General features: G+C 72.7%; 18 protein-coding genes. 6 read left to right on the top strand and 12 right to left on the bottom strand.

Features of this window, described 5'->3' with window-relative positions; translation table 11 throughout:
* Positions 1–162: 162 nt before the first annotated feature.
* The 4 genes from MTQ01_RS01375 to MTQ01_RS01360 all read right to left on the bottom strand — a co-directional run bounded on the left by MTQ01_RS01375 (position 163) and on the right by MTQ01_RS01360 (position 6,342).
* Positions 163–2,511, bottom strand: a complete 2,349-nt coding sequence (locus MTQ01_RS01375; RefSeq protein WP_247486440.1) for a 2-dehydropantoate 2-reductase — start codon at positions 2,509–2,511, stop codon at positions 163–165.
* A gap of 210 nt (positions 2,512–2,721) precedes the next feature.
* Positions 2,722–3,612 carry an SDR family oxidoreductase gene (locus MTQ01_RS01370; RefSeq protein WP_308294367.1) on the bottom strand — a complete coding sequence of 297 codons (891 nt, stop codon included), beginning with the start codon at positions 3,610–3,612 and terminating at the stop codon, positions 2,722–2,724.
* A 50-nt stretch (positions 3,613–3,662) separates the two neighbouring features.
* On the bottom strand, positions 3,663–4,973 hold the full coding sequence (locus MTQ01_RS01365) for an MFS transporter (protein ID WP_247486438.1): 1,311 nt from the start codon (positions 4,971–4,973) through the stop codon (positions 3,663–3,665).
* Between the two features lie 451 nt (positions 4,974–5,424).
* Entirely contained in the window at positions 5,425–6,342 is a 918-nt protein-coding gene (locus MTQ01_RS01360; protein WP_247486437.1) for a polysaccharide deacetylase, read from the bottom strand.
* Between the two features lie 180 nt (positions 6,343–6,522).
* On the opposite strand from MTQ01_RS01360, the gene MTQ01_RS01355 reads away from it, so the two are divergent.
* Positions 6,523–7,608, top strand: a complete 1,086-nt coding sequence (locus MTQ01_RS01355) for an Lrp/AsnC family transcriptional regulator (RefSeq protein ID WP_247486436.1) — start codon at positions 6,523–6,525, stop codon at positions 7,606–7,608.
* 265 nt (positions 7,609–7,873) lie between these two features.
* Here MTQ01_RS01355 and MTQ01_RS01350 read toward each other — a convergent pair whose 3' ends face one another.
* The 5 genes from MTQ01_RS01350 to MTQ01_RS01330 form a co-directional block, all read right to left on the bottom strand.
* Positions 7,874–8,620 (bottom strand): ATP nucleotide 3'-pyrophosphokinase, encoded by a 747-nt coding sequence (locus MTQ01_RS01350; RefSeq protein WP_247486435.1) that lies wholly within the window; start codon positions 8,618–8,620, stop codon positions 7,874–7,876.
* 227 nt (positions 8,621–8,847) lie between these two features.
* Positions 8,848–9,570, bottom strand: coding sequence for an ABC transporter permease (locus MTQ01_RS01345; RefSeq protein ID WP_247486434.1), 723 nt, complete (start codon positions 9,568–9,570; stop codon positions 8,848–8,850).
* A 41-nt stretch (positions 9,571–9,611) separates the two neighbouring features.
* Complete coding sequence (locus tag MTQ01_RS01340; protein ID WP_247486433.1) at positions 9,612–10,529, bottom strand: ABC transporter ATP-binding protein; 918 nt, start codon at positions 10,527–10,529, stop codon at positions 9,612–9,614.
* Between the two features lie 151 nt (positions 10,530–10,680).
* Complete coding sequence (locus tag MTQ01_RS01335) at positions 10,681–11,637, bottom strand: ABC transporter permease (protein WP_247486432.1); 957 nt, start codon at positions 11,635–11,637, stop codon at positions 10,681–10,683.
* Positions 11,627–12,811, bottom strand: coding sequence for an ABC transporter ATP-binding protein (locus tag MTQ01_RS01330; protein WP_247487636.1), 1,185 nt, complete (start codon positions 12,809–12,811; stop codon positions 11,627–11,629). The genes MTQ01_RS01335 and MTQ01_RS01330 overlap by 11 nt, the downstream gene beginning before the upstream one ends.
* 674 nt (positions 12,812–13,485) lie before the next feature.
* Between MTQ01_RS01330 and MTQ01_RS01325 the strand changes: the two genes are divergently transcribed.
* The 5 genes from MTQ01_RS01325 to MTQ01_RS01305 all read left to right on the top strand — a co-directional run bounded on the left by MTQ01_RS01325 (position 13,486) and on the right by MTQ01_RS01305 (position 21,087).
* Positions 13,486–15,261, top strand: a complete 1,776-nt coding sequence (locus tag MTQ01_RS01325) for an SDR family oxidoreductase (RefSeq protein WP_247486431.1) — start codon at positions 13,486–13,488, stop codon at positions 15,259–15,261.
* A 588-nt stretch (positions 15,262–15,849) separates the two neighbouring features.
* Positions 15,850–17,292, top strand: a complete 1,443-nt coding sequence (locus tag MTQ01_RS25205; RefSeq protein WP_374207566.1) for a MerR family transcriptional regulator — start codon at positions 15,850–15,852, stop codon at positions 17,290–17,292.
* 171 nt (positions 17,293–17,463) lie between these two features.
* On the top strand, positions 17,464–18,618 hold the full coding sequence (locus tag MTQ01_RS01315) for a hypothetical protein (protein ID WP_247486430.1): 1,155 nt from the start codon (positions 17,464–17,466) through the stop codon (positions 18,616–18,618).
* A gap of 251 nt (positions 18,619–18,869) precedes the next feature.
* Complete coding sequence (locus tag MTQ01_RS01310; protein ID WP_247486429.1) at positions 18,870–19,568, top strand: GNAT family N-acetyltransferase; 699 nt, start codon at positions 18,870–18,872, stop codon at positions 19,566–19,568.
* An 880-nt stretch (positions 19,569–20,448) separates the two neighbouring features.
* Positions 20,449–21,087, top strand: coding sequence for a GNAT family N-acetyltransferase (locus MTQ01_RS01305; protein WP_247486428.1), 639 nt, complete (start codon positions 20,449–20,451; stop codon positions 21,085–21,087).
* Positions 21,088–21,400: 313 nt separating this feature from the next.
* Here the strand turns inward: MTQ01_RS01305 and MTQ01_RS01300 are convergent, their stop codons facing one another.
* From MTQ01_RS01300 to MTQ01_RS01290, 3 genes are all read right to left on the bottom strand, one after another.
* Positions 21,401–22,219 carry an SAM-dependent methyltransferase gene (locus MTQ01_RS01300; protein ID WP_247486427.1) on the bottom strand — a complete coding sequence of 273 codons (819 nt, stop codon included), beginning with the start codon at positions 22,217–22,219 and terminating at the stop codon, positions 21,401–21,403.
* A 317-nt stretch (positions 22,220–22,536) separates the two neighbouring features.
* A complete protein-coding gene (gene htpX, locus MTQ01_RS01295) occupies positions 22,537–23,439 on the bottom strand; it encodes a zinc metalloprotease HtpX (protein ID WP_247486426.1) in 903 nt (300 codons plus the stop codon).
* Between the two features lie 196 nt (positions 23,440–23,635).
* Positions 23,636–24,199 carry a hypothetical protein gene (locus tag MTQ01_RS01290; RefSeq protein ID WP_247486425.1) on the bottom strand — a complete coding sequence of 188 codons (564 nt, stop codon included), beginning with the start codon at positions 24,197–24,199 and terminating at the stop codon, positions 23,636–23,638.
* Positions 24,200–24,204 lie beyond the last annotated feature (5 nt).

Here is a 24,204-nt window from a genome sequence, read left to right as displayed (position 1 = left end):
GGTCTGTGCGCCGTGTCACAACCGGCGAACGGGGACGGCGCCCGGACCCGCCCCGCCGCGCCCCCGTACGGAGGGGGTGGCGCGGTGCCCGTACGCCGTCGGGGAGGTTCAGGCCGGTCCGGTCGGCCGGTCCGGTCGGGTTCAGGCCGGTCCGGTTCGGGTTCAGGCGGTCGGGCGGTCCGCCGCGAAGGCGGCGAGGATGCCGGCGGCCAGCGCGGAGCGTTCCACCATCCCGGCCGCCGACACATGCTCGCTGCGCGCGTGCGCCCCGCCGCCGATCGCGCCCAGCCCGTCCAGCACCGGTGTGCCCGTGGCGAGGGCGAAGTTCCCGTCGCTGGCGCCGCCCACCGCCGTCTCCCGCAGGTCCACGCCGAGCGGGCGGGCACAGGAACGCGCCAGTTCGTACAGACGGGCTACGCCGGGGGTCCGCTCGAAGACCGGCCGGTTCCAGCCACCGGTGAGGCGCACCGTGGTGCGCGCGTCGAGCGGGGTGATCTCCGCCAGCGCGCGGGAGATGCGTTCGCGCTCCCCGGCGGTGGCCACCCGTACGTCCAGCTCGGCCCGGAAGTGCCCGGCGGTGACGTTGCTCCGGGTGCCGCCCGCGACCACACCGACGTTGACCGAGGTGCCGAGGCTGAGGTCCTGCAAGCGGTCCAGCGCGATGATCCGGTGGGCGGCCTCCAGCACCGCGCTCGCCCCGTCGGCCGGGTCGAGACCCGCGTGGGCCTCGACGCCCTCCACGGTCAGGGTGAAGAGACCGACGCCCTTGCGGGTGGTCTTCAGCGCACCGCCGTCGGCGCTCGCCTCGAAGACCAGCACCGCGCGCGCCGCCCGTGCCTCCGCCTCGATCACCGACTGCGAGGCGGCGCTTCCGGTCTCCTCGTCGCCGTTGAGCAGCAGTGTGCACGGCGGGGTGGGCAGTCCGAGCGCGTGCAGCGCCCGCAGCGCCCAGACCACCTGCACCAGGCCCGCCTTCATGTCGAAAACTCCCGGCCCGACGATCCGGTCGCCGTCCCGGCCGAACGGCCACTGCTCCAGCGTGCCGGTCGGCCAGACGGTGTCGTAGTGGGCGAGGAGCAGCACCGGCGGGGCGTCGCGCAGCGTGCCGGTGCCGGAGTAGCGGCGTATCAACACGTCGGCGGCACCGGGCCGTTCGCGGCGCTCCTCCCGCGCGGGCGCGCCCAGTGAGCGGTCCAGCCAGCCGCGCAGATGCTCCAGGCAGGTCCGGAGCGCGTCCAGGTCGTCGCTGGCGCTCTCGACGCAGGTGTAGGCGGCGAGGTCGGCGACCATCTCGTCGTGGTGCTCGGCGAGCCAGCTCTCCACCTTCCGCGCCTGCTCGACGTCGAGGCCGGGGTGACGCGGCAGCCCGGCCACCTTGTCCGCGGCGCCCTCGGACACGGAGGCGGATGCGGTGTCAGGGGTGGCTGCGGATGCGGCGGCAGGAGTGGCGGTGGATGTGGCGGCAGGAGTGGCGGTGGGGTCGGTGGCGAGGTGGTCGAGTTCGTCCAGCAGCTGTTCGGACATGCCGGCCGGGTCGCGCTCCAGCGCGCGCAGACCGTCCAGCACCGCCCGCAGCACGGGTGCCTCCAGACCTGCCCGTTCGGCGCCGGCCAGCACGGAACCGTAGTGCGTGGTCACCTCGACCGGACGGCGCCGAACGGCGAGATCGCGCCAGATGCCGCTGCGGTCCTTGGGCTGGCCGCGCAGCCAGCGGACGAGTTCGTCGCAGGCGGCCTCGCGGACCTCGGGCGCGGACCGCGGGCCCATCGCGACGGCGTCGAAGGCGTCGAAGGACTCGCGCCGCACGCCCGAGGCGTCGGCCACCGCGAAGATCTCCCGCACCAGCGCGAACATCGCCGGGCGGTGCCGGTCGATGAGATCGGCCATCGGTGCGTCGGCGAGGGCGGTGGCCGAGAGCATCGCGCCGAATCCGGCCTTCGCCCAGAGATAGCCCTCCACGTTGTCGCTCGCCAGGGCCGGGCCCCACGCCTGGAGATCGGCCACCATCGAGCGGACCCGCGGTGAGACGGGCGCTCCGCCGACCTCGCCGAGAACCAGGGCGCCGGGACCGCCGTAGCGGATCACCCCCGGCTCGGCGAGGTCCGCGAAGATGTTGACGAAGGCGGCGACCGTACGTCCGGCGCCGACGTACGAGGCGATCAGGTCCTCGTTGAACCCGTTCTGCACCGACACCACGCAGCCGTCCTCCGCCAGACGCGGCGCGATCCAGGCCATCGCGGCCTCGGTTGCCTGCGCCTTGACAGCCAGCAGCACCCGCCCCAGCGGCGGGCCCGCGTACTGCTCGGGGGTGGTGGCCTCCCGGGGCGCGACGGTCTCGCGCTCCTGTCCGCGCAGCACGGTCAGACCGTGTGCACGCACCTGCGCGACGTGCTCGGCGTCGGTGTCGACGAGGGTGACGGGGTGTCCGGCCGCGATGAGGCTGTGGGCCAGGGTGCCGCCGATGGCCCCGCCTCCCACCACGGTGTAGCCGGTCTGTTCGGGGACGCTCATGATTCGCGGTGCCTCCGTGCGCGGTGAACTGTCCGTTCGCCGCGCGGATTGGGGGTGGTACGTCGGTCGGTTGCGGTGGGAAGCGGTCCGGGCGGCCGGGCAGTCGGACCCGAGCAGCCGTCGGACCCGAGCAGCCGTCGGCGCAGTCGGCCCGGTGGGCCCGGGCGAGTCCCGGTGGGTCCGGGGGTCCGGGGGTCCGGCCGCGTGCTGTCAGCGCGCGGTCGGGCCGGCCGGAGGCTCCCACTGCGGTCGGTCCGGCCCGTCGGGTTCGTCGGGCGGCGGCCCGTCGGGTCCGTCGGGCGCCGGCCCGTCGGACGCGGGCCGGGCGGATACGCCGGGCCCGGGTTCGCCGGGCGGCGGCCAGAGGCGGGGCAGGCCGGGCGCCCCGGTGCTGCTGCCGCCGTCGACCCGCAGGATCTCCCCGGTCACCCAGGACGCCTCCGGCCCGGCGATCCAGTGCACGGCCCGGGCGATGTCCTGCGGAGTGCCGGGCCGGCCGAGCGGGTTGGTCGTGACGGCCGCGGTGTACTCCTCGGTCACCGGGTTGCAGGCGCTGTCCACCCGGACGAAACCGGGGCTGACGGCGTTGACGCGGATGCCGTACGGCCCGAGCTCCAGCGCGGCGGCGCGGGTGGCCATCTCCAGCGCCGCCTTGGACGCGGCGTACGGGCCGCCGCCGGGGCGGGCGCGGAGCGCGGCGCCCGAGGAGATGTTCACCACCGAGGCGGGCGTTCCGGCCGCTCGGGCGAGCCGGGCGAGTTCGGCCGTCGCCAGTACGGGGGCGCGGACGTTGAGCGCGAACAGCCGGTCCCACTGGTCGGCGGTGACGCCGGTCATCTCCAGCGAGGGGTAGACGCCCGCCGCGTTGACGAGGATCTCCACCGGTCCGGCGGACCCGGCCCGGCGGACCGCCGCGGCCGGGGCGTCCGCGTCGGTCAGGTCGAGGCACTGGTGGCGGGCGCCCAGTTCCCGGGCCACCGCGGCGAGCCGGTCTCCGTCGGCGTCGACCAGTTCCAGCCGGTGCCGGCCCTGCGCCGCGTACCGTTCGGCGACGGCCCGGCCGATGCCGCTCGCGGCGCCGGTGATCAGGACCGCGCCCACCGCATCGGGGGATTCGGGCGCTTCGGGAGTTCGCTGCGGGTGGTCGCTCATCAGGAGAACTCCTTGTCCTTCGTCTCCGGCATGGTCAGGTAGACCAGCAGCGACGCCAGGGCCGCGCCCGAGACGTAGAGCCACAGCAGATCGGCGTGGCCGGAGTCGCTGAGCCAGGTGGTGAAGTACGGCGCCGTACCGCCGAAGAGCGCGACCGCCAGCGCGTACGGCAGGGCGATACCGGTCGCCCGCACCTCCGGCGGGAACTGTTCGGCCATGATCACGGCGCAGTTCGCGGAGTAGCCGAGGATCAGCAGCATTCCGGTGAGCTGCACGAGGAAGAGCGAGAGAAAGCTGTCGTTGAGCAGGTGCAGCATGGGCCAGGCCAGCACCACGAAGCCGAGGGCGAAGCCCGCCATGGTCGGTTTGCGGCCCACCCGGTCGGAGAGCAGCCCGACGAACGGCAGCAGGATCACGAAGATGACCAGACAGAAGGTCTGTGAGAGCAGCGCGGTCTCCAGCGGGATGCCGGTGGTCAGATTGGCGTACGTGGGCAGGTAGTTGACCCAGATGTAGTACGTCAGGGTGCCGGCGATGGTGATGCCGGCGACGCGCAGCGCGGCGGCCGGGTGCTCGACGAACATTGCCTTCACCGGGTTGGAGCGGGCCCGACCGGCACTCTGGGTCTGCTGGAAGGACTCGGTGTCCTCCACCGACACCCGCAGCCACAGGCCGACCAGCCCGAGCACACCGCCGATGACGAAGGCGGCCCGCCATCCCCAGGAGTGCAGTGCGTCCTCGCTGAGCAGCGAGGTGCTCAGGGTGCCCAGCAGCGAGGCGATCAGGACACCGCCGGCCACCGAGACCTGCTGCCAGGAGCCCGCGAAGGCACGACGTCCGCGTGCCGCCGACTCCACCAGGAAGGCGGAGGAGGAGCCGAACTCGCCGCCCGCCGAGAAGCCCTGCACCAGCCTGGCCAGCAGCAGGACCAGCGGCGCGAAGATGCCGATCGCCTCGTAGCTCGGGGTGAACGCGATGACGAAACCCGAGCCGGCCATCAGGCCGATGGTGAGCGTGAGGCCCTTCTTGCGGCCGACCCGGTCGGCGTACGCGCCCAGCACGGCCGCGCCCACCGGACGCATCACAAAGCCGACCGCGAAGACGGCGAGGGTGGCCAGCAGGCCGACCGCGCCCTCGGACTTCGGGAAGAAGACGTCCGCGATGACGGCCGCGAAGATCGAGTACAGCGCCCAGTCGACCCATTCGACCGTGTTGCCGATGGTGCCGGCGATGATCGCCTTGCGCTGGCGCGGCGAGAGCCGGTGGCTGTCGCCGGGTGGGGCCTGGGAGGTGGAGAGTTCGGTGCTCACGAAGTCTGCTCCTGGTTCCGGGGAGGGGAGTTGAGGGGACGGGAGGGGTCCGGGGACGGGGTTCTGTGGACTCGGGCGTCGCCCGAGGGTCCGACCGGGGTGCGGGAAGCGGGGCGTACGGGGTCCGGTGCGGCGGGGTGCGGCGGGAAGCGGGGCCGGGGTCGCCGGGCCGGCGCGGAAACGGTCGTCTGCCGGGCGCGCGGAACGGGACGGACCGGCGGGGGCACACCGGCGGGGCGGATCGGCGAGAAGGTGCACCGGCGGCGGGTGGGCCGGTCGGGGCCGGAGCCCGGCGGGGTCGGCCGGACGGGGTCGTCGGCGGGGTGAGCCGAGCGAGCCGGGTGGGGTGACCCGGGCGGAGGTGCGGGCCGACGGGTGGGGCTGCGGGCCGACGGGTGGACGCGGTCGGTGGACCGGCTTCCTCCGGCGGCGGCCAGGGGGGATCGTGCGGTCAGGGGGTGCCGAGGGCGGGCACGGCCTGGCTCCGGCAGTGGTCCGCCAGCTCGCGGTGGGTCGTGAACCACACCTTGCCGCGTTCGGCGATGTGCGTCAGCAACTCGTCCAGCACCAGCAGCCGGGATCGATGCCCGATGATGTGCGGATGCAGGGTCAGCTGAAAGACCCCGCCCTGCTCGTACGCGGCGTCGAACTCGTCCTGCCAGATACCCAGCACGCTGCGCGGTGGCGTGTACGGACGCAACGAGGCGAAGCGTTCCATCATGAAGTACGGCGCGTCGTCGCGGATCCACTCCACCGGCAGCTCCACGACGCCCGTGGGTTCGCCGCGCTCCAGCAGTTCGTACGGCTCGTCGTCCGCCATGAGCGAGGAGTCGTAGCGCAGTCCCATTTCCCGGGTGATCGCCAGCGTGTGGGCGGAGAAGTCCCAGGAGGGCGTGCGGATGCCGACCGGGGCGGTGCCGGTGACGCTCTCCAGCACCTCCGCGGCGCGGTGCTGGAGCGTGCGCTCCTCGTCCTCGGACAGGGCGGTGTTGCGTTCGTGGATCCAGCCGTGCAGCGCCACCTCGTGGCCCGCCGCGACGTAGGAACGGGCCTCTTCGGGACGCAGCAGCGCACAGACCGCGGGGACGAAGAAACTGGCCGGCACCCGGTGGTGCTCCAGCAGCCGCAGAATGCGCGGCACCGCGACACGGGCCCCGTACTCGCCCTGGGCCATCTTCGCGGGGCTGGTGTCGGCGTCCCGCAGGGCGGGCGTCTCGTGGTCGGAGTCGAACGACACCGCCACCGCGCACCGGGCGCCGCCGGGCCAGCTCCGGGGAGCGAGGGAGCGGCCGGCGCGCACCTGCTCGACGTGGCCGCGCCAGGTTGTCTCGCTCCACTCCCACGGCTGCTGCGCATCCTGCTGAGGCACGGTGCACCGCCTCCTCTCCGCCGAGTCGCTGCCTCGGATCGTGCTCCTGGTTGCTCCGACGGGCACCTCGAAGAACCGTTTCGGGGACCGCTCTTGCGAGGTCGTCGTGTGGTGCTCCATCGTGGCGAGCACAATCGGACAACCGCCAAATCGTTGGGAACCGTCAGGGGGCGAGATCGGATGAAGGATTCCGTCAGAACGCCGGTCGAGCTGGACGAAACCGACCTGGCGCTCGCCCACGCCCTGCAGATCGCTCCCCGCGCGCCCTGGTCGACCGTGGGCGCGGTGCTGGAGCTGAGCCCGGTGACGGTGGCGCGCCGCTGGAGCCGTATCACCGACGCCGGCGTCGCCTGGGTCACGGCCACCGGTTCGCCCGAGCTCTGGCGCTCCCTGTGCAACGCGTTCATCAGTGTGAACTGCGAGCCGGCGCTGCGTTCCGAGGTCGCGCTCTCCCTCGCCCGCGACCCGCGGACGAAATCGGTGATGGAGCTCGCCAGCGGGCCGGACATCCACGTCAACACCGTGACCCGCGACCTCCCCGGCCTCTCCCGCTTCGTGCTCGACCAGGTCAGCCGCATCCCCGGCGTGCTGCGGGTCGAGACCCAGATCACCACCCGCATCCTGACCGCGGGCAGCGCCTGGCGCCTGGACGCCCTCTCCCGGGCGCAGCAGCAGACCCTCCAGCGGCACGCGGCAGAGACGGGTGCCGCGCCCGTCCCCCGTCTGAGCGACGCCGACCGCGCCCTGCTGCTCGCACTGGCCCCGGACGCCCGGCGCAACATCGCCGAACTCGCCCGGCTCACCGGCACCAACGAGACCGCCGCCCGGCGGCGCCTGCACCGGCTCGAACGCGAGGGTGCCGTGTCGTTCCGCTGCGAGGTCGCGCAGCACGTCACCGGTTGGCCGGTGACCTCGCTGATGTGGGGCAGCGTCCCCTCGGCGGACTGGCGGCGCGCCTGTGAGCAGCTCGGACGGCTGCCGCAGGTACGGCTGTTGACCACCACCAGCGGCTCCACCAACGTCTTCCTCAGCTGCTGGCTGCACTCCCTGGACGCCGCGCTGGACCTCGAGGAACGCGTCGCGGTCGCCTGCCCCGCCTTCGAACGGGCGGACCACGCCATGGTGATGCGCACCGTCAAGCGGCAGGGCTGGATCCTGGACGACCTCGGGCGGCGGCTCTCCAGCGCCCCCATCGACCCCTGGTACGAGGACGACGTTCCGCCGTTGCCGAACCTGGGCACCGAAGACGTCCGCCCCCGCGGCTGAGGCAGCGGCGCGCGGGCCGGGTGCGCGGGCCGTGGCGCGTACGCACTCGGCGCACTCGACGCACCCGGCCCGCACGCCAAGTGGCCAGAACGGGACGCGCCTGCGCCCGTGGGCGGCGCCCGTACCCAGGGCGTGCGCCGGTCCTTGCGCGACGCCGCCCGTACCGGCCGCGGGGCGGCAGTACGGGCGGCGCGGGGGCGGCGAGCCCGCCGCTGCGTGACGCAGCGGGGCGCGACGCAGCGGGGCGTGACGCGGCGGGGCGGGGTCAGCCGCCTGCGGGGACGCGTGCGGCGGGGGCGGTCAGTTCGGTCGCGCCCTCGGGCACCGGCACCGCGGCGAAGATCTCGCCCTGCTGCCTGGCCAGTTCCTCCACCCGCTTCGGCGGGGTGTCCGGCAGCCGCTGCTCCTCGTAGAGCGGGTGGGTGTCGGTGGCCGCCTGGCGGCTCGCGGGGGTGTGCAGCTGGATCTCGAACTTGTGCTTGGTCCGGGCGTCGGCCCAAGCGGTGTTGATGGCCTTGTAACTGGTGCGGTTCTTCCAGGTGTTGCTCCACCGCACGTTGGCGTGGCCGTAGTCGGTGAGCATCCGGGCAGCGGTCTCCGCGCCGTCGGTGTACGCCTCCTCGGGCCACTGGAAGGTGTACCGGATCGAGTCGTTGATGTCGCCGAGCGCGTCGTGCACGCTCTGCTCCGGGTCGGCCCGCAGCCAGGTGGCGATCTTGCGCTTGAGCGAGTCCTCGGTCTTCAACCGCTTGTCGAAGCCGACGAGTTCGGCGTCGCTCCAGGAGGCGACCGTGCGCACCTGGGCGCTGATCTCCTTCTCCGCGTCCCGGGCACGGTCCAGGAACGCGTCGACGGCCCTGTTCTCCTGGGCGTTCAGGCGCAGGCCGTCCTTCTGCCAGCCGGAGTCCTTGGGTGCTGCGGTGGCGGTGGCCGGTACGGCGACGGCCGCGGCGAGCGCGGTTGCCAGTACGGCACCGGTGACGGCGCGCGGCGCGCGGAGCTGCAACGACATCGAGTGGTTTCCCCTCGCTGGGTTGGGTGGATCGACGCCGCCATAACGCCGCTCCGCCCCCGCCCGTCACGGCCCCGCGCCGCGAGCACCCGAACGCGCAAGGGGGGCACGAGAGTGCGGGAGGGGCGCGGCGATCAACTCGCCGCGCCCCTCCCGCACTCCGGATCCCGACGGGCCCCGCCACGGCGTCCGGAACCTCCGCTCCGGGCCCGTGCGCGCCCGTACGGCTACTCCTCGCCGGCGAGCTTGAGCACCCGCAGCCGGTCGACGGCGAACCAGGTGCCGCCGACGGTCACCACCACGAGCAGCACGGCGGCCGTGGGCAGCGACACCGCGGAACTGACGTCCACCCCGCTGCCGGTGACCTTCTCGGCCAGTGCGAGCGCCCACTGCTGGACGCTGAGCGTACGGGCGCCGGGCACGAGCGAGCCGAACAGCGCCTCCCACACCAGCGCGTACACGAGGCCGATGACGACCGCGTTCCGGCTGACCGTGCCGAGCAGCAGGAACAGCGAGCAGTACGCGATCGAGGCGACCACGGCCGCGATCGCGAAGGCGACGGCGATCTGCTGGCTGGCCCCGACCAGGATGAATCCGGCCAGCAGCACCGGCAGCGCGGAGAAGAGCAGCGTCACCCCGATCGCGACGAAGAGCTTGGTGCAGATGATGGTCGACCGCTTCAGCGGTTTGGACAGCAGATAGACGATCGACCCGTCGTCGATCTCCGGGCCGATGGCGCCCGTACCGGCGATCACGCCGATCAGCGGCACCAGCGTGGCGAGGGCGAACCCGCTCAGCAGCTGGGTCGCGACGTCGTCGGTCGACGCGTCGAAGACACGCACCAGCGTCGCGATGAGCAGCAGCAGCGCGGGCAGCACCATGAGGATGAGAGCACGGCGTCGGCCGAGCAGCGCCCGGTAGGTGAGCCGGGCGACCGTGGGGTCGTACATGGCATGGCTCCTTGTGAGGCCGGGACGGACCAGTCCGTCGCTCAGGCCGAGACGAGGTAGGAGAAGACGGACTCCAGGGACTCGTCCGAGGGGGACACCGTGAGCAGCCGGATGTCGTGGCTGCGGGCGATCCGCGGGAGTTCCCTGGTGAAGCGGCCGAAGTCGATGGCCTGGACGCGCAACGCCTTCTCGCTCCAGTCGAGTTCGATGCCGGCGGTCGAGTCGTCGGCGATCAGCGCCGCGGCGAGCGCGCGGTCGTCGGTGGAGCGGATGAGGTAGCGGTGCGGACGGTCCGTCATCAGCCGGCGGATGCGCCGGAAGTCGCCGCTGGCCGCGTGCCGGCCGGCGACGATCACCTCGATGTGGGCGGCGAGCTGCTCGACCTCCTCCAGGATGTGCGAGGAGAACAGCACGGTCCGCCCGGCGGCGCCCATCTGCCGCAGCAGCTCCATGAGTTGCATGCGCTGGCGCGGGTCCATCCCGTTGAACGGCTCGTCCAGCAGCAGCACCGAGGGCTCGTGCACCAGCGCCGACGCCATCTTGACGCGCTGACGCATGCCCTTGCTGTACGTGGAGATCTGCCGGTCGGCCGCGTACTCCATCTCCACCGTGCCCAGCGCACGGGCGCTGGCCGCGCCGGGGTCGTCCAGCCCGTGCAACTCGGCGTTGGCGAGGACGAATTCGCGGCCGGTGAGGAAGTCGTACATCGCCTCCCGCTCGGGGACGATGCCCAGCCGCCGGTAGATGGACTCGTTTCGCCAGATCTGCTCGCCGTCCAGGGTGACGGTGCCGACGGAAGGGGCGAGGAAGCCGCCCATCATGTTGATGAGGGTCGACTTGCCGGCGCCGTTGGGGCCCAGCAGCCCGGTCACACCCGGGCCGATCCGGACGCTGACGTCGTTGACTGCGACGACGTTCCCGAACCAGCGGGAAGCGTGCTCGATGACGATCGTGCTCACGGGGTCTCCATCCTGGCTGCCGGGTGACGCGTGCGGCTCGTGCGGCTCGTACGGCTCGTGCGGCTCGTGCGGCAACGCGGGCGACGCGTGCGGAAAGCCGTACGGCTCGTGCGGCAACGCGGGCCGCTGGTGCGGGGGTCGGGCCGCTGGTTCACAGTCCGGCCTTCCGGTAGCGGGCGTTCAGCAGCAGGTACGAGCCCGCGATCACCGCGGCGATCACCAGCAGGTAGCAGATGCCCGCCGTGTTCGACGGCACGATGGAGCCCGGGAAGTCCGTGCTGCCGTCCAGGAACTTCGACTGGAAACCGTCCATCAGCGTGCCCGGCGACGCCAGGCCGAGCCAGCTGACGGCCTCGCGCGAACCCTCGTCGTAGACGATGAACTGCATGATGGTGGTGGCGAAGTAGGGGATGGTCAGCACACCGATGATCGCCGCGACACCGAAGCCGCGACGGGGCGTGATGGCGGCGACCAGCAGACCGATACCGGCGTGCAGCACCGAGAAGACCAGCGCCATCACGAGACCGAGCGCGAAGCCCTTGGTCTGGTCGACGAAGCTCAGCTTGGCCAGCAGCCCGCCCACGTACATCACGAGCATCGGCGTACCCACGAAGATCAGCAACGCCACCGACATCGCCGAGTACTTGGCGATCACGTAGTCGGTTCGCTCGATCGGGCGGGAGAAGTAGAGCGGTGTGGTGCGGAAGCGCAGATCTCGGGAGACCGACTGCGGCGCCATCGCCGCGACGTAGAGCCCGATCAGCGGGAGCATGGTCAACGGGTAGGCCGTGTACTCCACGGGCAGTTCTTTGGCGTCGGTCGCCACCGCGATCGCGACCATGATCAACGAGGGTGCGAGCACCACGCCGAAGAGGACCATCGGCAGTACCTTCGACTTGGCCGAGCGGCCGAGCCCGTACGCGCCGCGCAGCGACTGCACGAAGAGCGAGCGCCTGGCGTATCCGCGGCCGAGGCGTTCGCCGTCGTACTTGCGGTAGCCGATGTTGTGGATGGACGCCGCGGGGGTGCGCGGCGGCGCGGCGGCACCTGTCGCGGGGCCTGTTGCGGCGGGGCGGCCGGACGCGCCGGGGGTGGGGTCAGCGGACATGGCTGCCGCCTCCTTCCGTGTCGTCCCGGCCGGTGACGGTCGGCGTGACAGCCGGGTCGGCGGTGGAGCCGGACGCGGCGGGTTCTGTTGGGGCGGGTTCTGTTGGGGCGGGTTCTGTTGGGGCGGAGCCCGTGGCGGACTCCGTGGCGATCTCTGTTGCGGCGGAGTCCGCCGCGGCTTGCGGATCGTCCTGGAAGACCTCGGCGATGCGGTGCCGCCGCTGTTCCATCCGTACGAGCCCCAGGCCGAGTTCGACGACCGTGTCGCGGACGACGTCGTACGTGCTCTCGTCGGCGGCGTCGACCATCACCAGATGGCCCGCTCCGGGCAGGGTCTGCTCGCCGGAGCCGGGCGCGGCGACCCGCAGGCCCGCCGCGGTCAACGCCTCGCGGAGCGCGGTGGCGCCGTCGGGGCGAGCGGGGTCCGCGGCGTGCTCGGCGTGCTCGGCGTGCTCGGCGTCCGCGGGGGTTTCGGCCCAGTCGGTCACCTCCACCGCCAGGGTCGCGGTGGCCTGGGTGAAGTCCGCGGTCGAGGAGGACCGCAGCAGCTTGCCGCCGTCGATGATGACGACGTGGTCGCAGGTGCGCTCCAACTCGCCGAGCAGGTGCGAGGTCACCAGCACCGAGATGCCGAAGTCCGTGTGGACGCGCCGGATCAGCCCGAGCATGTCGTCTCGGCCGACCGGGTCGAGTCCGTTCGTGGGCTCGTCGAGAAAGACCAGATCGGGGTCGTGCACCAGCGCCTGGGCCAGCTTGACCCGCTGCTTCATACCGGTCGAGTAGCCGCCGATGGGACGGTAGCGCTCCTCGTAGAGGCCGACGTGCCGCAGGGTGTCCGCGGTGCGCTCGCGGGCCGCGGTCGGCGGCAGACCCGACATCCGGGCCATGTGCACGACGAACTCCGTCGCCGACACGTCGGGTGGCAGGCAGTCGTGCTCCGGCATGTAGCCGACCCGCTCGCGGATACGGGCTCCGTCGACCCGTACGTCCATGCCGAGGACACTGGCGCTGCCCTCCGTGGCGGGCGCCAGCCCCAGCAGGATCTTGATCAGAGTGGATTTGCCGGCCCCGTTGGCTCCGACCAGACCGGTGACCCCCGGCTCGATGCCGAGGTTCAGCCGATCCAGTGCGGTCACCCGTGGGTACCGCTTGCTGAGGCTTTCCGTCGCGATCACTGTCACGGGTTCGACGCTATGCCAGTACCCGGCCGTTGACGTCCGCCCCTGCGTCGGCTTTCTCCGCGCCGCGGGTCCGCCTCAGGTTGTAGGGGTTACCCCCTCCGGGACGCCCGTTGGTCGCGGCCCCCTCGACGAAAGTCGCGACGGGGCGGGGAGGTTGACCACCGGGTGCGTGGGCGGCGGGACGGCGGGCTTCGCGAGAGAGCGGCAGCGGTGGGGGTGACTGGCAGACGGTGACTGGGAGGTGGTGACGGGGAGGCGGCGGGCGGCCACGGGCGTGAACTCCGTTCCGGCGGAGAGGAGTTCACGCAGGTCAACCCCCGGGCGCCGGCGCCGTGCCCGGTCGCCCTCCGCGTACGGGCGCCGCGCCGTGCCGCGTTCCGTCGGCACGCCTCGGACGGCGTACGGCGGGCGACGGACGGCGGTTGCGGGTTGCGGATTGCGGGCGGCCGGTTCGGAGAGGGTGGACGGGCGGGTTGCGGGGAGGGGCAGTCGGGCCGCGACGGGTGCGTTACCAGCGGTATCCACAGGCTTCGGAGCACCCTTGACGCAGCCACGAGTCGTTGTCACATTCATCAGTGTCAGGTTGCGAACTCGTGACCGGTGCGCGTCCGTTCGGCGTTGTGGCGCCGTCGTCGACGCGTGCTGTGCGGCGGGCAGGAGGGAAGCGCATGGGAAGCGGTCTCGCAGGTGCGACCGGTCGGCGGCTGCGCACCGAGGAGGGTGTGGAGCTGGCGGTGCTGGAGCTGGGCGACCCCGCCCTGCCCACGGTGGTGCTGGTGCACGGCTATCCGGACTCCAAGGAGGTCTGGAGCGAGGTGGCTCCGCGCCTCGCCGACCGCTTCCACGTGGTCCTCTACGACGTGCGCGGCAGCGGCTCCTCCACCGCGCCCGTGCCGCTGCGCGGCGGGTTCACCCTGGAGAAGCTCACCGACGACTTCCTCACCGTCGTGGACGCCGTGAGTCCCGACCGCCCGGTGCACCTGGTCGGCCACGACTGGGGATCGGTTCAGGGCTGGGAGTTCGCCACCGTGCGCCGCACCGAGGGCCGGATCGCCTCGTTCACCTCGATCTCCGGACCCTCGCTCGACCACTTCGGGCACTGGATCAAGAAGCGCGCCGCCCGGCCGACTCCGCGTCGCGCGGGTCAGCTCCTCGGCCAGACCGCCAAGTCCTGGTACGTCTACGCCCTCCACACCCCGGCGCTGCCGGAGCTGGCCTGGAAGGGTCCGTTGGGCAAGCGCTGGTGGCCCCGGCTGCTGGAGCGGATGGAGAAGCTGCCCACCGACGACTACCCCACCAAATCGCTGCCCGTCGATGCCGCGCACGGCGCCTGGCTCTACCGGGACAATGTGCGCTCCCGTCTCGCCCGGCCGCGCGCGGACGCGTACGCCCACGTCCCCGTGCAGCTGATCACGCCCACCGAGGACGCCTTTCTCTCGCCGCGGCTCTACGACGATCTGGAGCTGTGGGCGCCCGAGCTCACCCGCCGCACGCTGCGGGCCAAGCACTGGGTGCCGCGCACCCGTCCCGACCAACTCGCCGGATGGATCGCGGAGTTCGCCGCGGCCCGGGAGGGCGGCAGGAAGTCGGAGCGGCAGATCCTCGCCGCCGGCCCGCACGCCGACCGGTTCGCCGGCCGACTGGTGCTGGTCACCGGCGCGGCCAGTGGCATCGGCGCGGCCACCGCCCTCGCCTTCGGCGCCGCCGGCGCCCGGGTCGTCGCGGTCGACCTCGACGAGCAGGGCGCGGCCGGCACCGCCGAGAAGGCGCGCGAGGCGGGTGCGAGCGAGGCGTGGTCCGAGGTGGTGGACGTCTCGGACGAGCAGGCCATGGAGAAGCTCGCGGCCAGGGTCGCTGCGGAGTACGGCGTCGTGGACGTCCTGGTCAACAACGCGGGAGTCGGTCTCGGCGGCGGCATCCTGGACACCAGCACGGAGCAGTGGAGGAAGGTGCTGGACGTCAATCTGTGGGGAGTCATCCACGGCTGCCGGCTGTTTGGCCGTCAGATGGTCGAGCGCGGGCAGGGCGGCCACATCGTCAACACCGCCTCGGCAGCCGCTTATCTGCCCTCCCGGGCACTCGGCGCGTACGGCACCTCCAAGGCAGCCGTGCTGATGCTCAGCGAGTCGCTGCGGGCGGAGTTGGCCGGTGAGGGGATCGGAGTCTCGGCGATCTGCCCCGGCGTGGTGAACACCAACATCACCCGCACCAGTACCTTCGCCGGCGCCGACCGGGGCGAGGAGCGACGGCGCCAGGAGAAGGCGGCCAAGCTGTACGCCCGCCGCGGGTACCCGCCGGAGAAGGTGGCCGCCGCCATCCTTCGAGCCGTGGTGCGGGACGAGGCGGTGGTGCCGGTCACCCCGGAGGCCCGGGCCGGCCGGATCGTCGCCCGCCTCTCCCCGCGCGCCCTCCGGGCGATAGCCAGACTGAAGCTGCCCGTCTGATCGCCGGGCAGCCCACCGCCACCGCCAACCACCACCAACCACCGCCACCGGCCCCAACTCCGCGCCTGCGGACGGCCGCACGGGCCGATCGGCAGCCTTCTGCAGACCCGCCGGCCGGCCTAGTCCGGGCGAGGCCGGGCGACGGGCGGGCTTCGGCGCACCGGGCGGGGACGGGCGGCCGGGCGTACGTCCGGGCGAGACGCATGTGGTTGGCCGGGTGCCGTGGACGCGGCCGTAGAGGTCGCGGCCGGGCGGACTGCCCGCCCCGCGAGCGTCCCGCCCGGGGAGCGTCCCGGCTTCTGCCGGCTCTGCGGCGCACTGCCCCGTGCACACCGCATGCGACCCACATTCGGCCGCGTGCAGCCGGCGACCCACAGTCGGCGGCATGCGGTCGGTGACGCACAGTCGGCGGCCGGGAGGGTGCCGTACGCCGTCGGGCTGGTCCTTCGCCCGGTGACGCTCGGTGGTCTCGCCGGGGTCCTGCCGTTCGGGTCTTCCGCCGGGCTCGTCGCGACGCCCGGCGCGAGCACCTGACCTCGCCTCCGATCCGCCAAAGACCCAAACAGCAGACCTAGCCCAGGAGTTCTCGTGTCCCCCGATTCCCGTGCGCCGTACCGCATCGAGGGTCTGGCCCAGCACAGTGGCACCTCGGTGCGCACGATCCGCGCCTACCAGGATCGCGGGCTGCTGCCGAAGCCGGAGCGGCGCGGCCGGGCGAACGTCTACGACGACTCGCATCTCTCCCGGCTGCGCCGGATCAGCGCTCTGCTGGAGCGCGGGTTCACGCTGGCGAGCATCAAGGAGCTGCTGGGGGCTTGGGATTCGGGAGTCGGGCTCGCCGGAGTCCTGGGCCTGGTGGCCGAAGTGGACGGGCCGTGGTCGACCGAGTCCCCGACGGTGGTGACCCGGGCCGAGCTCGCCGAGCGGTTCGGCGCGGCCGGGCGGGAGACGTCCCGCCCGGCCGCGCCTGTCGGGGAGCCGAGTGAGCGGGAGCCCGAGCACGGAGGGCCGCAGGGCTGGCGGTCGGGGGCGGTTGGTGTGTCCGGCGAGGAGACGCCGGAAGAAGGGCGGGTGGAGGCGCCGGAAGAAGGAGAGCTGGACGACGAGGCGTTGGCGGAGGCCGTCGAGCTGGGGGTGCTGATGCCGGTGCCCGGGAAGACCGGCGTCTACCACGTCCCCAGTCCCCAGGAGCTGGCCGTCGCGACGGAACTGCACGCGGCGGGCGTGCCGTTGGGCGCGGTCACCGGGCATCTGCGCGAGCTGCGCGGGCAGATCGAGCACATCGCCGGGCGCTTTCTGGACCTCACCAACGCGCACGTGTTCGCCCGGTATCTCGACCACACCCCGTCGGATCACGAAGTCACCGAAGCAGCCGACCTGGTACGCCGTCTTCGCCCGCTGGCTCAGCAGACCGTCGAAGCGGAACTGGCCCGGGCGATGAGCCAGTTGGCCTCCGAGCAACTGCGTCATCACCTGTCGGTGCTCCCCCTCACCGGTGAGTCGGTGCCCCGGCCGACGGCAGGGGCACGGCCCTTCCCTCGTTCGGACTCGTCACCGCTCAAGGCCGGCCGTGGCGGCGCCGGCACAGCCGAGACCGCTGCCGCGGCAGGTTCAGGGCCGACCGCACCGCAGCACGGGACCTCTGACGTCGGGCCGGTCCTGGCCACGGCTCCGGATTGTTGTGCGACGCCCGGGCTGCCGGGAGAGCCGGACACACCAGCAGGCTCCTCCAGACCCACCGGCCCCACCGGATCAGCCGGGACAGCCGGATCAGCCGAGCCCACCGGCCCCGCTGCCTCTGCTGTGCCCGCTGCCCCTGCTGTGTCCGTCTCGCTGCCGGAGGCGACCGTGAGCGCGGTGCGGCAGCTGGTCGGCGGTGAGGAGGCAGGGGCCGAAGAACGCCTGTCGGCCTTCATCACCGCTGCCGCCGAGCGCGAGGTGCAGGCCCGCACACTCGACCGTCTCAGCAGACGCCCGGCGGAGACCGCCACAGGTCTGCCGGCGAACGAAGGGAGAGAGCCCGGCAGTTGACGCGCGCACAGTCGGCTCGTCGCACCGGGCCGGGCGCGACTGAGAGGCGGCGTGCCCCGGCACCGAAGTCGTCGGAACGCTCACTTCGAAGCGTAGACAGAGGTCAGAAGCGCGGCCAGAGTAAGACCTTCAGTGCGTACAGGTCCGTATGCGTTCAAGGGGGGATCCACCATGCGAAGACGTCAGTTCCTCACTGGTGTGGCGGGAGCTGCCGGCACCGGTGTCGCCGCCATGGCGCTCGGCTCGATGGCGGCCGGCTCGGCGCAGGCACGGGGGCGTTCGTCCACCGTCTCGTCAACCACCGGCAGCTGGACGGCGGTTGACGCGCCGCCGGCTGCGGGCAGTGCCCGTCTGGAGTCGGTGGCAGCGCAGAGCGCGAACCGTGCTTGGGCGGTCGGCTCCCAGCTCAGGGGCGAGGGCGACACCCCGCCGGCTCCGTTGGCGCTGGTCTGGGACGGCACCTCCTGGTCCGAGGCCGACACCGGCCACTTGGGGCGCAACGGCGGTATCCGCTCGGTCAGTTCCGCCGGCGACGAGAACGCCTGGGCGGTGAGCCACGGCCCGGACGGCGGCGGGCAGTTGCTCGGCTGGGACGGCACCACCTGGCAGCACACCCCGTACCCGGACGAGGGTCGCTCGGGCGCCGGGCTCAACGCGGTGCTGGCCGTGGCGGGCGGAGAGGCTTGGGCGGTCGGTTCGCGCGGCGAGGGCAGTGAACCCGCCCTGCTGCGGTGGAACGGCAGCGTCTGGCAGTGGACGGACCCGCTCCCCGCCGGAGTCAGCCCCAGCCTGCTCGGCCTCAGCCGTGCGTCGGACGGAAGTGTCTGGGCGTACGGCGCCGAAGCGGTCGTGCGCTGGGACGGCGGCTGGACACAGGTCGGCTTCACGCCATCCATACGTTCCGGCATCACCGGGCTGGTGCCCACCGCGCCCGACGACGTCTGGTTGATCGGCTGGGCGTACGGCGTCGGCGGGCCGCCCGGGAAACCGCCCGCGCCCGTGCTCAGCCGTTACGACGGCACGGACTGGTCCTCGCAGGACAAGCCCTTCAGCCCGGGCGCGCTGGCCGCGATCACCGCGGACGGCCAGGGCGTTCCCGAGCTGCTCTGCGGTTGGGACTTCTGGGAGCAGACCAGCGCGCACTACGCGCGTTGGGAGCCCGCCGGTTCCGGCAGCGGCGCATGGGTCAGCGAGCGCGGGCCGGACGCCGGCACCGGGAGCAGCGTCACCCAGAGCGCCCTGACCGCCATCCCGGGCACCACGGGCGGCTACTGGTCCGTCGGGCACCTGGGCGACAACACCCCGCGGATCGAACGACGCACCTGACCGAATCCGTCGCGGGCGTTCCGGAGCAACCGCGACGGAACGCCCGCCGGTTGAGACACCCGTCGCCGGCCCGGCAGCCTGCCCGACAGCCCCCTCCCGGGGCTCCCCGCCCGGTGCTCCCGCGCGCCGAGGCGTCCCCGTGTTCCTCCCCTCGGTCTGGGCGGGAACGCGGAGGGTCGCGCTCGGCCGGCGATGCCGCAGCCGTCCGCAATTCACTCGCGTTCTGCCGACGTGCGTACCACCATCGGCAGATGGATCGGCACCAACCGCACACCGCACCCTCGACGTTCACCGCACCGCAGTTCACCGCACCGCCCGTCGCCGCACCGCCCGTCGCCGCGCCGCCCGTCACCGCGCCGCCGTGCGCCGGACTGACGACCGAGCGCCTGCGGCTGCGTCCCTTCGAGATCCGGGACGCGGAGGAGCTGCTCGCGCTGCACACCGATCCCGAGGTCATGCGCTACCTCGATGATGCGGAGCCCGCGACTCCGCAGACGATCGAGGAGCGCACCCTTCCGCACCTGATGCGCCACCATCCCTGCCTCGGCGGTCCGGCCTACTTCGCGGTCGAGGAGTCGCAGAGCGGTCGCTTCGTCGGCTGGTTCGAGCTGCGGCCGGTGAACGAGGGGGATGTGTCCGTTCTGGAGCTCGGCTACCGGTTCGGACGGGTCGCCTGGGGCCACGGCTACGCCTCCGAGGGTTCAACCGCCCTGCTGCACAAGGCGTTTACCGCCTCGGGCGCCGAAACGGTCGTCGCCGAGACGATGTCGGTCAACGCTCGTTCGCGCCGCGTGATGGAGAAGGTTGGGATGCGCCATGTGCGCACCTTCTTCCAGGAGTGGCCCCACCCGTTGCCGGGCTCCGAACACGGTGAGGTCGAGTACGCGATCAGCCGGGAGGAGTGGACGAGGAGTCGGCAGGACCCCTCGGCGGCCCGCGTACGCCCCTGAGCACGTTCACCCCTGAGCGCGGTCGCCCCCTGTCGCGGTCGTCCCTGAGTGCCCCGGCTCCGCCGGTGCAGGTCGACCCCGCCGGGACGGGCGCCGCAGCCCCGGCGCCCAGCCCGCCGCGGTCCGCCCCGCGCCCCGGACGCCCGCCCCGCGCCACGGAGTCCCGGCCGCCGCCCACAGGGGTGTGCGGTGCCGGGCCCCCCTGCGTCCACAGCGAGGCCGCAGCAGCCGAGACGCTCCAACCCGCTGGACTGGGTTGCCGCGAACCGGGTAGAAGCGCCGCGGAACAACTCCAAGGGCGGGTCGGCCGCGGGGAGGTACAGGAAATGCACAGCACACACCGAACGTTCAGTGGATGAGGACCCGGCACCCACTGCACCCAGCCGACCGCCGGAGCCCGCACACCGGACCGTTCCGGCCCGAGGCGCCGACCGGCCACGCGTACGGACACCACATGTACGAGCGCGACAGTCACGAGCACGGCAGTCACGAACACGACAGTTGCGAGCGCGACAGTCACGAGCACGGCACCGGCTTCGACAGACACCACTCGTACGGCACCGTGCCCGACCCACCGGGCGCGGGCCCTCGACCGCGGCAGGAGGACGGCTGACCGCCTCCCCGCCGACTGTTCACGCCGCTCGGCCCCGCCCGCACGCCGACCGCGTCCGGCCGGAACGCCGGCGCCGCCAAGGGGACCGCCGCGCTCCCGCGTCGATCCGCGGGCCGCACGGACCCACGTCCGGCAGGTGCTGATCCAGCCCTGCCCGGCGACGTCCCGGACCAGCCGCGCCCACCGGACACAGCGCACCGCACACCCGCACACACACCGACGTCGATACGTACCAACGGCAGAGCAGAGACTCACAGAGGGGGGCACGTGGAGCTACGACAGCTGAACGAGGAGCTGCTGCAGGAGTTGCTGGAGGCAGCCGTACGAGACGCGGACCCCGGTGAGGTGATGCCTCCGGTCGGAGGGCCGCCGGGCTGGACGAGACGGCGACGCGAGGCGTTCGTGCGGTTCCACCGCGAGCGTGCACTGGCGCCGGACCCGGTGGAGGCGACGTTCGCGATCCTGCACGAGCACGCGGTCGTCGGAGCTGCCCGTCTGGAACGGTTGCCGGACGAGCCGGGCTCGGTGGAGCTCGGAGTGTGGCTGGGACGTTCGGTGCGCGGTCGCGGCATGGCCCACAAGGTGCTGCTGGGGCTGCTGGAAGAGGCTCGTTCGCTGGGTTTCCGGCATGTGGTGGCCAGTACGACCACCGGCAACACGGCGGCGCAGCGCGCCCTCGCCGCACTCGGCGCGGATCTGACCCCGGTGGGCGCGACGACCGTCACGGCGATTCTGCTGCTCGTCCCGGCGGACACCTCGGCGGTCACCACGAGCGCCCGCCCGCCCCAGGTCTCCGGTCGCGACACCGGCACCGGCACCGGCACCGGCACCGGCAGCACGGTCGCCGGACCCGCGCGGCGCGAAGGCGGCAGCCACCCGTACCGCACCTCGGCACACCGGGGCTGACCCGGGGCACCTCCACAGCCCGGCCCCGCCCTCTGCCCAACGCCTTGCCCCCGACTGCACGCCCGAAGCCCTTGCCCGCTCCACGGGCCGCCCCCGGCTCGTACGCGCTCTCGACCCACAGTCCGAACCCCTGCCCACGGTGGTCCGGCGGGCGGAGACGGTCGCCGGAAGTGCGGCGGCGGTCCCCGGGGCCCACGGCCCCTCGTCAAAAGTCCCCGCCCTGCCCCGGCCCACCGACGGCAGGGATGGGTGGCGAGGCACGGGCGCGGGGGCTCGTTCCGCAGAGCTCCGGCAACGGTGTCGCCTCCCACGGTCAGGGAATTCGGCCGACCCCCACCCAGGAGTTGAGGTGGCTGTCCGGCGGCAGCACGTCGCCGTCGTCGGGCCGCCACCGTGCGGCCGAGGCGATGCCGGGCCGGACTTCGTGCGGCCCGGCGTCGACCATCTCCAGCCCGTCGAAGAAGGTGGCGAACTCCGCCAGGTCGCGTGGGACCAGCGCGGTGATGGAGCTGCTGTAGCGGCGCGCTGAGTCGTGCACGAGCTCCGGCGCGTGGTCCGCCGTCAGATGGCTCACGACCAGGCAACTGCCTGGTGCGAGACGGGAGATGAGGGCGCGTACCGTGTCGTGCGCACGTTGGTCGGGCACGAAGTGCAGCAGAGCCAGCAGGCTCAGAGCCACGGGCTGGTCCAGGTCCAGGACATCGACGACCGCCGGCAGGTCCAGCAGCCCGGGGTCCGCGATCGCATCCGCTCCTGCGTACGACGTCCGCCCGTCGGGGGTGCCGGTCAGCAGCGGCTCCGCATGGGCGAGCACGATCGGGTCGTTGTCGACGTAGACCACTCGCGCGTCGGAGCGGACCTGCTGCGCGATCTCGTGCAGGTTCGGCGATGTGGGGATGCCCGACCCCAGGTCGAGGAACTGGCCGATCCCGGCACGTGCCAGGTGCCGCGTCGCCCGGTGCATGAAAGCCCGGTTCGCCCGCGCACTGGTCGCGGTGTTCGGCGCGTGCTCCAGCAGGGCGTGGGCGGCGTGCCGGTCCGCGGCGAAGTTCGTCCGGCCGCCGAGGAAGTAGTCGTAGACGCGGGCGGAGTGCGCACGCGAGCCGTCGATGGGTGTGGCCTGTTCGGTCATGGGCGTCTCCCCTCGAAGCGGAGCCGGTCGGCGTCCGCGCATGTCCGGGAAGCTACCCAGCGTCACGTCTCCGCAGATGTGCGTGACCGACGTGGTCTCCACTGCCGGGGCGGGGTGAGTCGTGTGCACGAGGTGAGCGGCGCCGACGGCCTGGCTCAGGCGCCGGTGGAGCGGCGGACCGATGCCGGACCGATGCAGTGGAGCCTGCTCGAACCCGCGGGCGCCCCCGTGGTGGACGCCCGCGCGGCCACCGCTTCCCGGGCGGGCCCGGTCAGCGGCCGGACCGGTCACCCGCGCTCACGCGCCGCAGGTGCGGGCTACGGGCGGCCCAGCTCCCGGGAGATGCGGGAGAGCTGGTCCAGCCGCTGCTCCAGCGTGGGGTGCGAGGAGAGCAGCTTGCTGAAGGACTGACCGGAGATCGCGGGTGCGAAGAAGAACGCGTTGAACGGCTCGGCCTGGCGCAGGTCCCGGGTGGGAATCTGCGACATCTGCCCGGTGATCTTCGTCAGCGCCGCGGCGAGCGCGGAGGGCCGGCCGGTCAGCAGGGCGGCGCCGCGGTCGGCGGACAGCTCGCGGTAGCGGGAGAGCAGCCGGGTGAGCAGGAAGCTGATCACGTACACCACCACGCTGACCAGCGGAATGATCAGCGCCAGGATCGCGGTGTTGTTGTTCCGTCCGCCGCCGCGCATCATGCCGCTCCACAACGCCATCCGTGTGAGCGATCCGGCGAGCACCCCGAGGAACGAGGCGAAGGTCATCACCGCGACGTCGCGGTGCGCGACGTGCGAGAGCTCGTGCGCCAGCACGCCGTCGAGCTCCTCGGGCTCCAGTCGGCGCAGCAGTCCCGTGGTGGCGCAGACCAGCGCCTTCTTCTGGTTGCGACCGGTGGCGAAGGCGTTCGGCACGTCGGTGTCGGCGATGGCCACTCGCGGCTTCGGCATGTCCGCGAGCGCGCACAGGCGGTCGATGGCGCCGTGCAGCTCGGGTGCCTGCTCGGGGGTGACCTCGCGGGCGCCCATGCTGTACGCCGCGATCCGGTCGCTGAACCAGAACTGCGCGATGAACATGCCGCCGGTGAACAGCAGGATCAGCGGCCAGGCCTTGCCCAGCAGCGCGATCAGCACCCCCATGAAGGCCACGTACAGCAGGCCGATGAGGAACATCGTGAACACCATGCGGCGGGTCAGCCCTCGGTCGGGCGCGTACCGGGTCTGTGCCATCTGCGTCACCCCTTCACCTCTGGAGCGTAACGCGCCCGCACTCGGTGCACCCGCCCGTGCGTACGCACCGCGGACGCGTCCCTGTGCACGCCACCCTGTGCGCACCGCGGACGCGTCCCCGGGCCCACCACACGCACGCAACGCACGCGGCGCGCGGCCCGCCCGCGGTACGGACCGGCCCGGGGACTACACGGCGCTACATGCCCGGTGCGCCCCAGACCGGGAACCAGCGGCTCAGATCGTCCTCCATCGGCAGATCGTCACCGAGCGTGGACCGCATCTGGAGCTCCAGCGCGTTGTCGCGCTTCTCCCCGGGCAACGGCGCGAAGGGGTAGAACGTGCCCCGCTTGTAGAGGTAGACGAGCGCCAGCGAACGCTGCTCCTCGTCACGGAAGGTGATCAGCGAGCAGAGCAACTGCGGTCCGAACCCGCCGTCCTGGAGGAAGGTGTTGACCGCGTGCAGGTCGTTCACCAGCGCGGCCAACTCCCCCGACTGCTCGGGCCCGTGGCGGGAGACGACCCAGGTGTAGCCGTAGGAGTCGCGGGTGAACTCGGCCTCGCCGAGCAGTCCGCGCACCTCCTCCTGGAGTCGGTTGAAGGCGCCGCCCTCGACTCCGGCGAAGCAGACCGAGCCCACTCCGGTCGGTTTGAAACCGGCTGCCGCCTCAAGGGTGATCGCCGCCGACGGCAGCGAGAAGAGCCGGTCGAGGTCGGGCCGTACGGGCTTCTTGCGGCCGAGAATCGCGTCGAGGAATCCCATGGCTG

The organism is Streptomyces sp. XM4193, assembly GCF_023072595.1.
Classification (GTDB): Bacteria; Actinomycetota; Actinomycetes; order Streptomycetales; family Streptomycetaceae; genus Streptomyces.
This window is presented reverse-complemented; position numbering and strand designations above follow the sequence as displayed.

Coding starts and splice junctions, on each gene's coding strand:
- MTQ01_RS01335 (WP_247486432.1), bottom strand. CDS start 11,637: ATGTCCGCTGACCCCACCCCCGGCGCGTCCGGCCGCCCCGCCGCAACA.
- MTQ01_RS01315 (WP_247486430.1), top strand. CDS start 17,464: ATGCGAAGACGTCAGTTCCTCACTGGTGTGGCGGGAGCTGCCGGCACC.
- MTQ01_RS01375 (WP_247486440.1), bottom strand. CDS start 2,511: ATGAGCGTCCCCGAACAGACCGGCTACACCGTGGTGGGAGGCGGGGCC.
- MTQ01_RS01345 (WP_247486434.1), bottom strand. CDS start 9,570: ATGTACGACCCCACGGTCGCCCGGCTCACCTACCGGGCGCTGCTCGGC.
- MTQ01_RS01290 (WP_247486425.1), bottom strand. CDS start 24,199: ATGGGATTCCTCGACGCGATTCTCGGCCGCAAGAAGCCCGTACGGCCC.
- MTQ01_RS01310 (WP_247486429.1), top strand. CDS start 18,870: ATGGATCGGCACCAACCGCACACCGCACCCTCGACGTTCACCGCACCG.
- MTQ01_RS01300 (WP_247486427.1), bottom strand. CDS start 22,219: ATGACCGAACAGGCCACACCCATCGACGGCTCGCGTGCGCACTCCGCC.
- MTQ01_RS01325 (WP_247486431.1), top strand. CDS start 13,486: ATGGGAAGCGGTCTCGCAGGTGCGACCGGTCGGCGGCTGCGCACCGAG.
- htpX (WP_247486426.1), bottom strand. CDS start 23,439: ATGGCACAGACCCGGTACGCGCCCGACCGAGGGCTGACCCGCCGCATG.
- MTQ01_RS01350 (WP_247486435.1), bottom strand. CDS start 8,620: ATGTCGTTGCAGCTCCGCGCGCCGCGCGCCGTCACCGGTGCCGTACTG.
- MTQ01_RS01355 (WP_247486436.1), top strand. CDS start 6,523: ATGAAGGATTCCGTCAGAACGCCGGTCGAGCTGGACGAAACCGACCTG.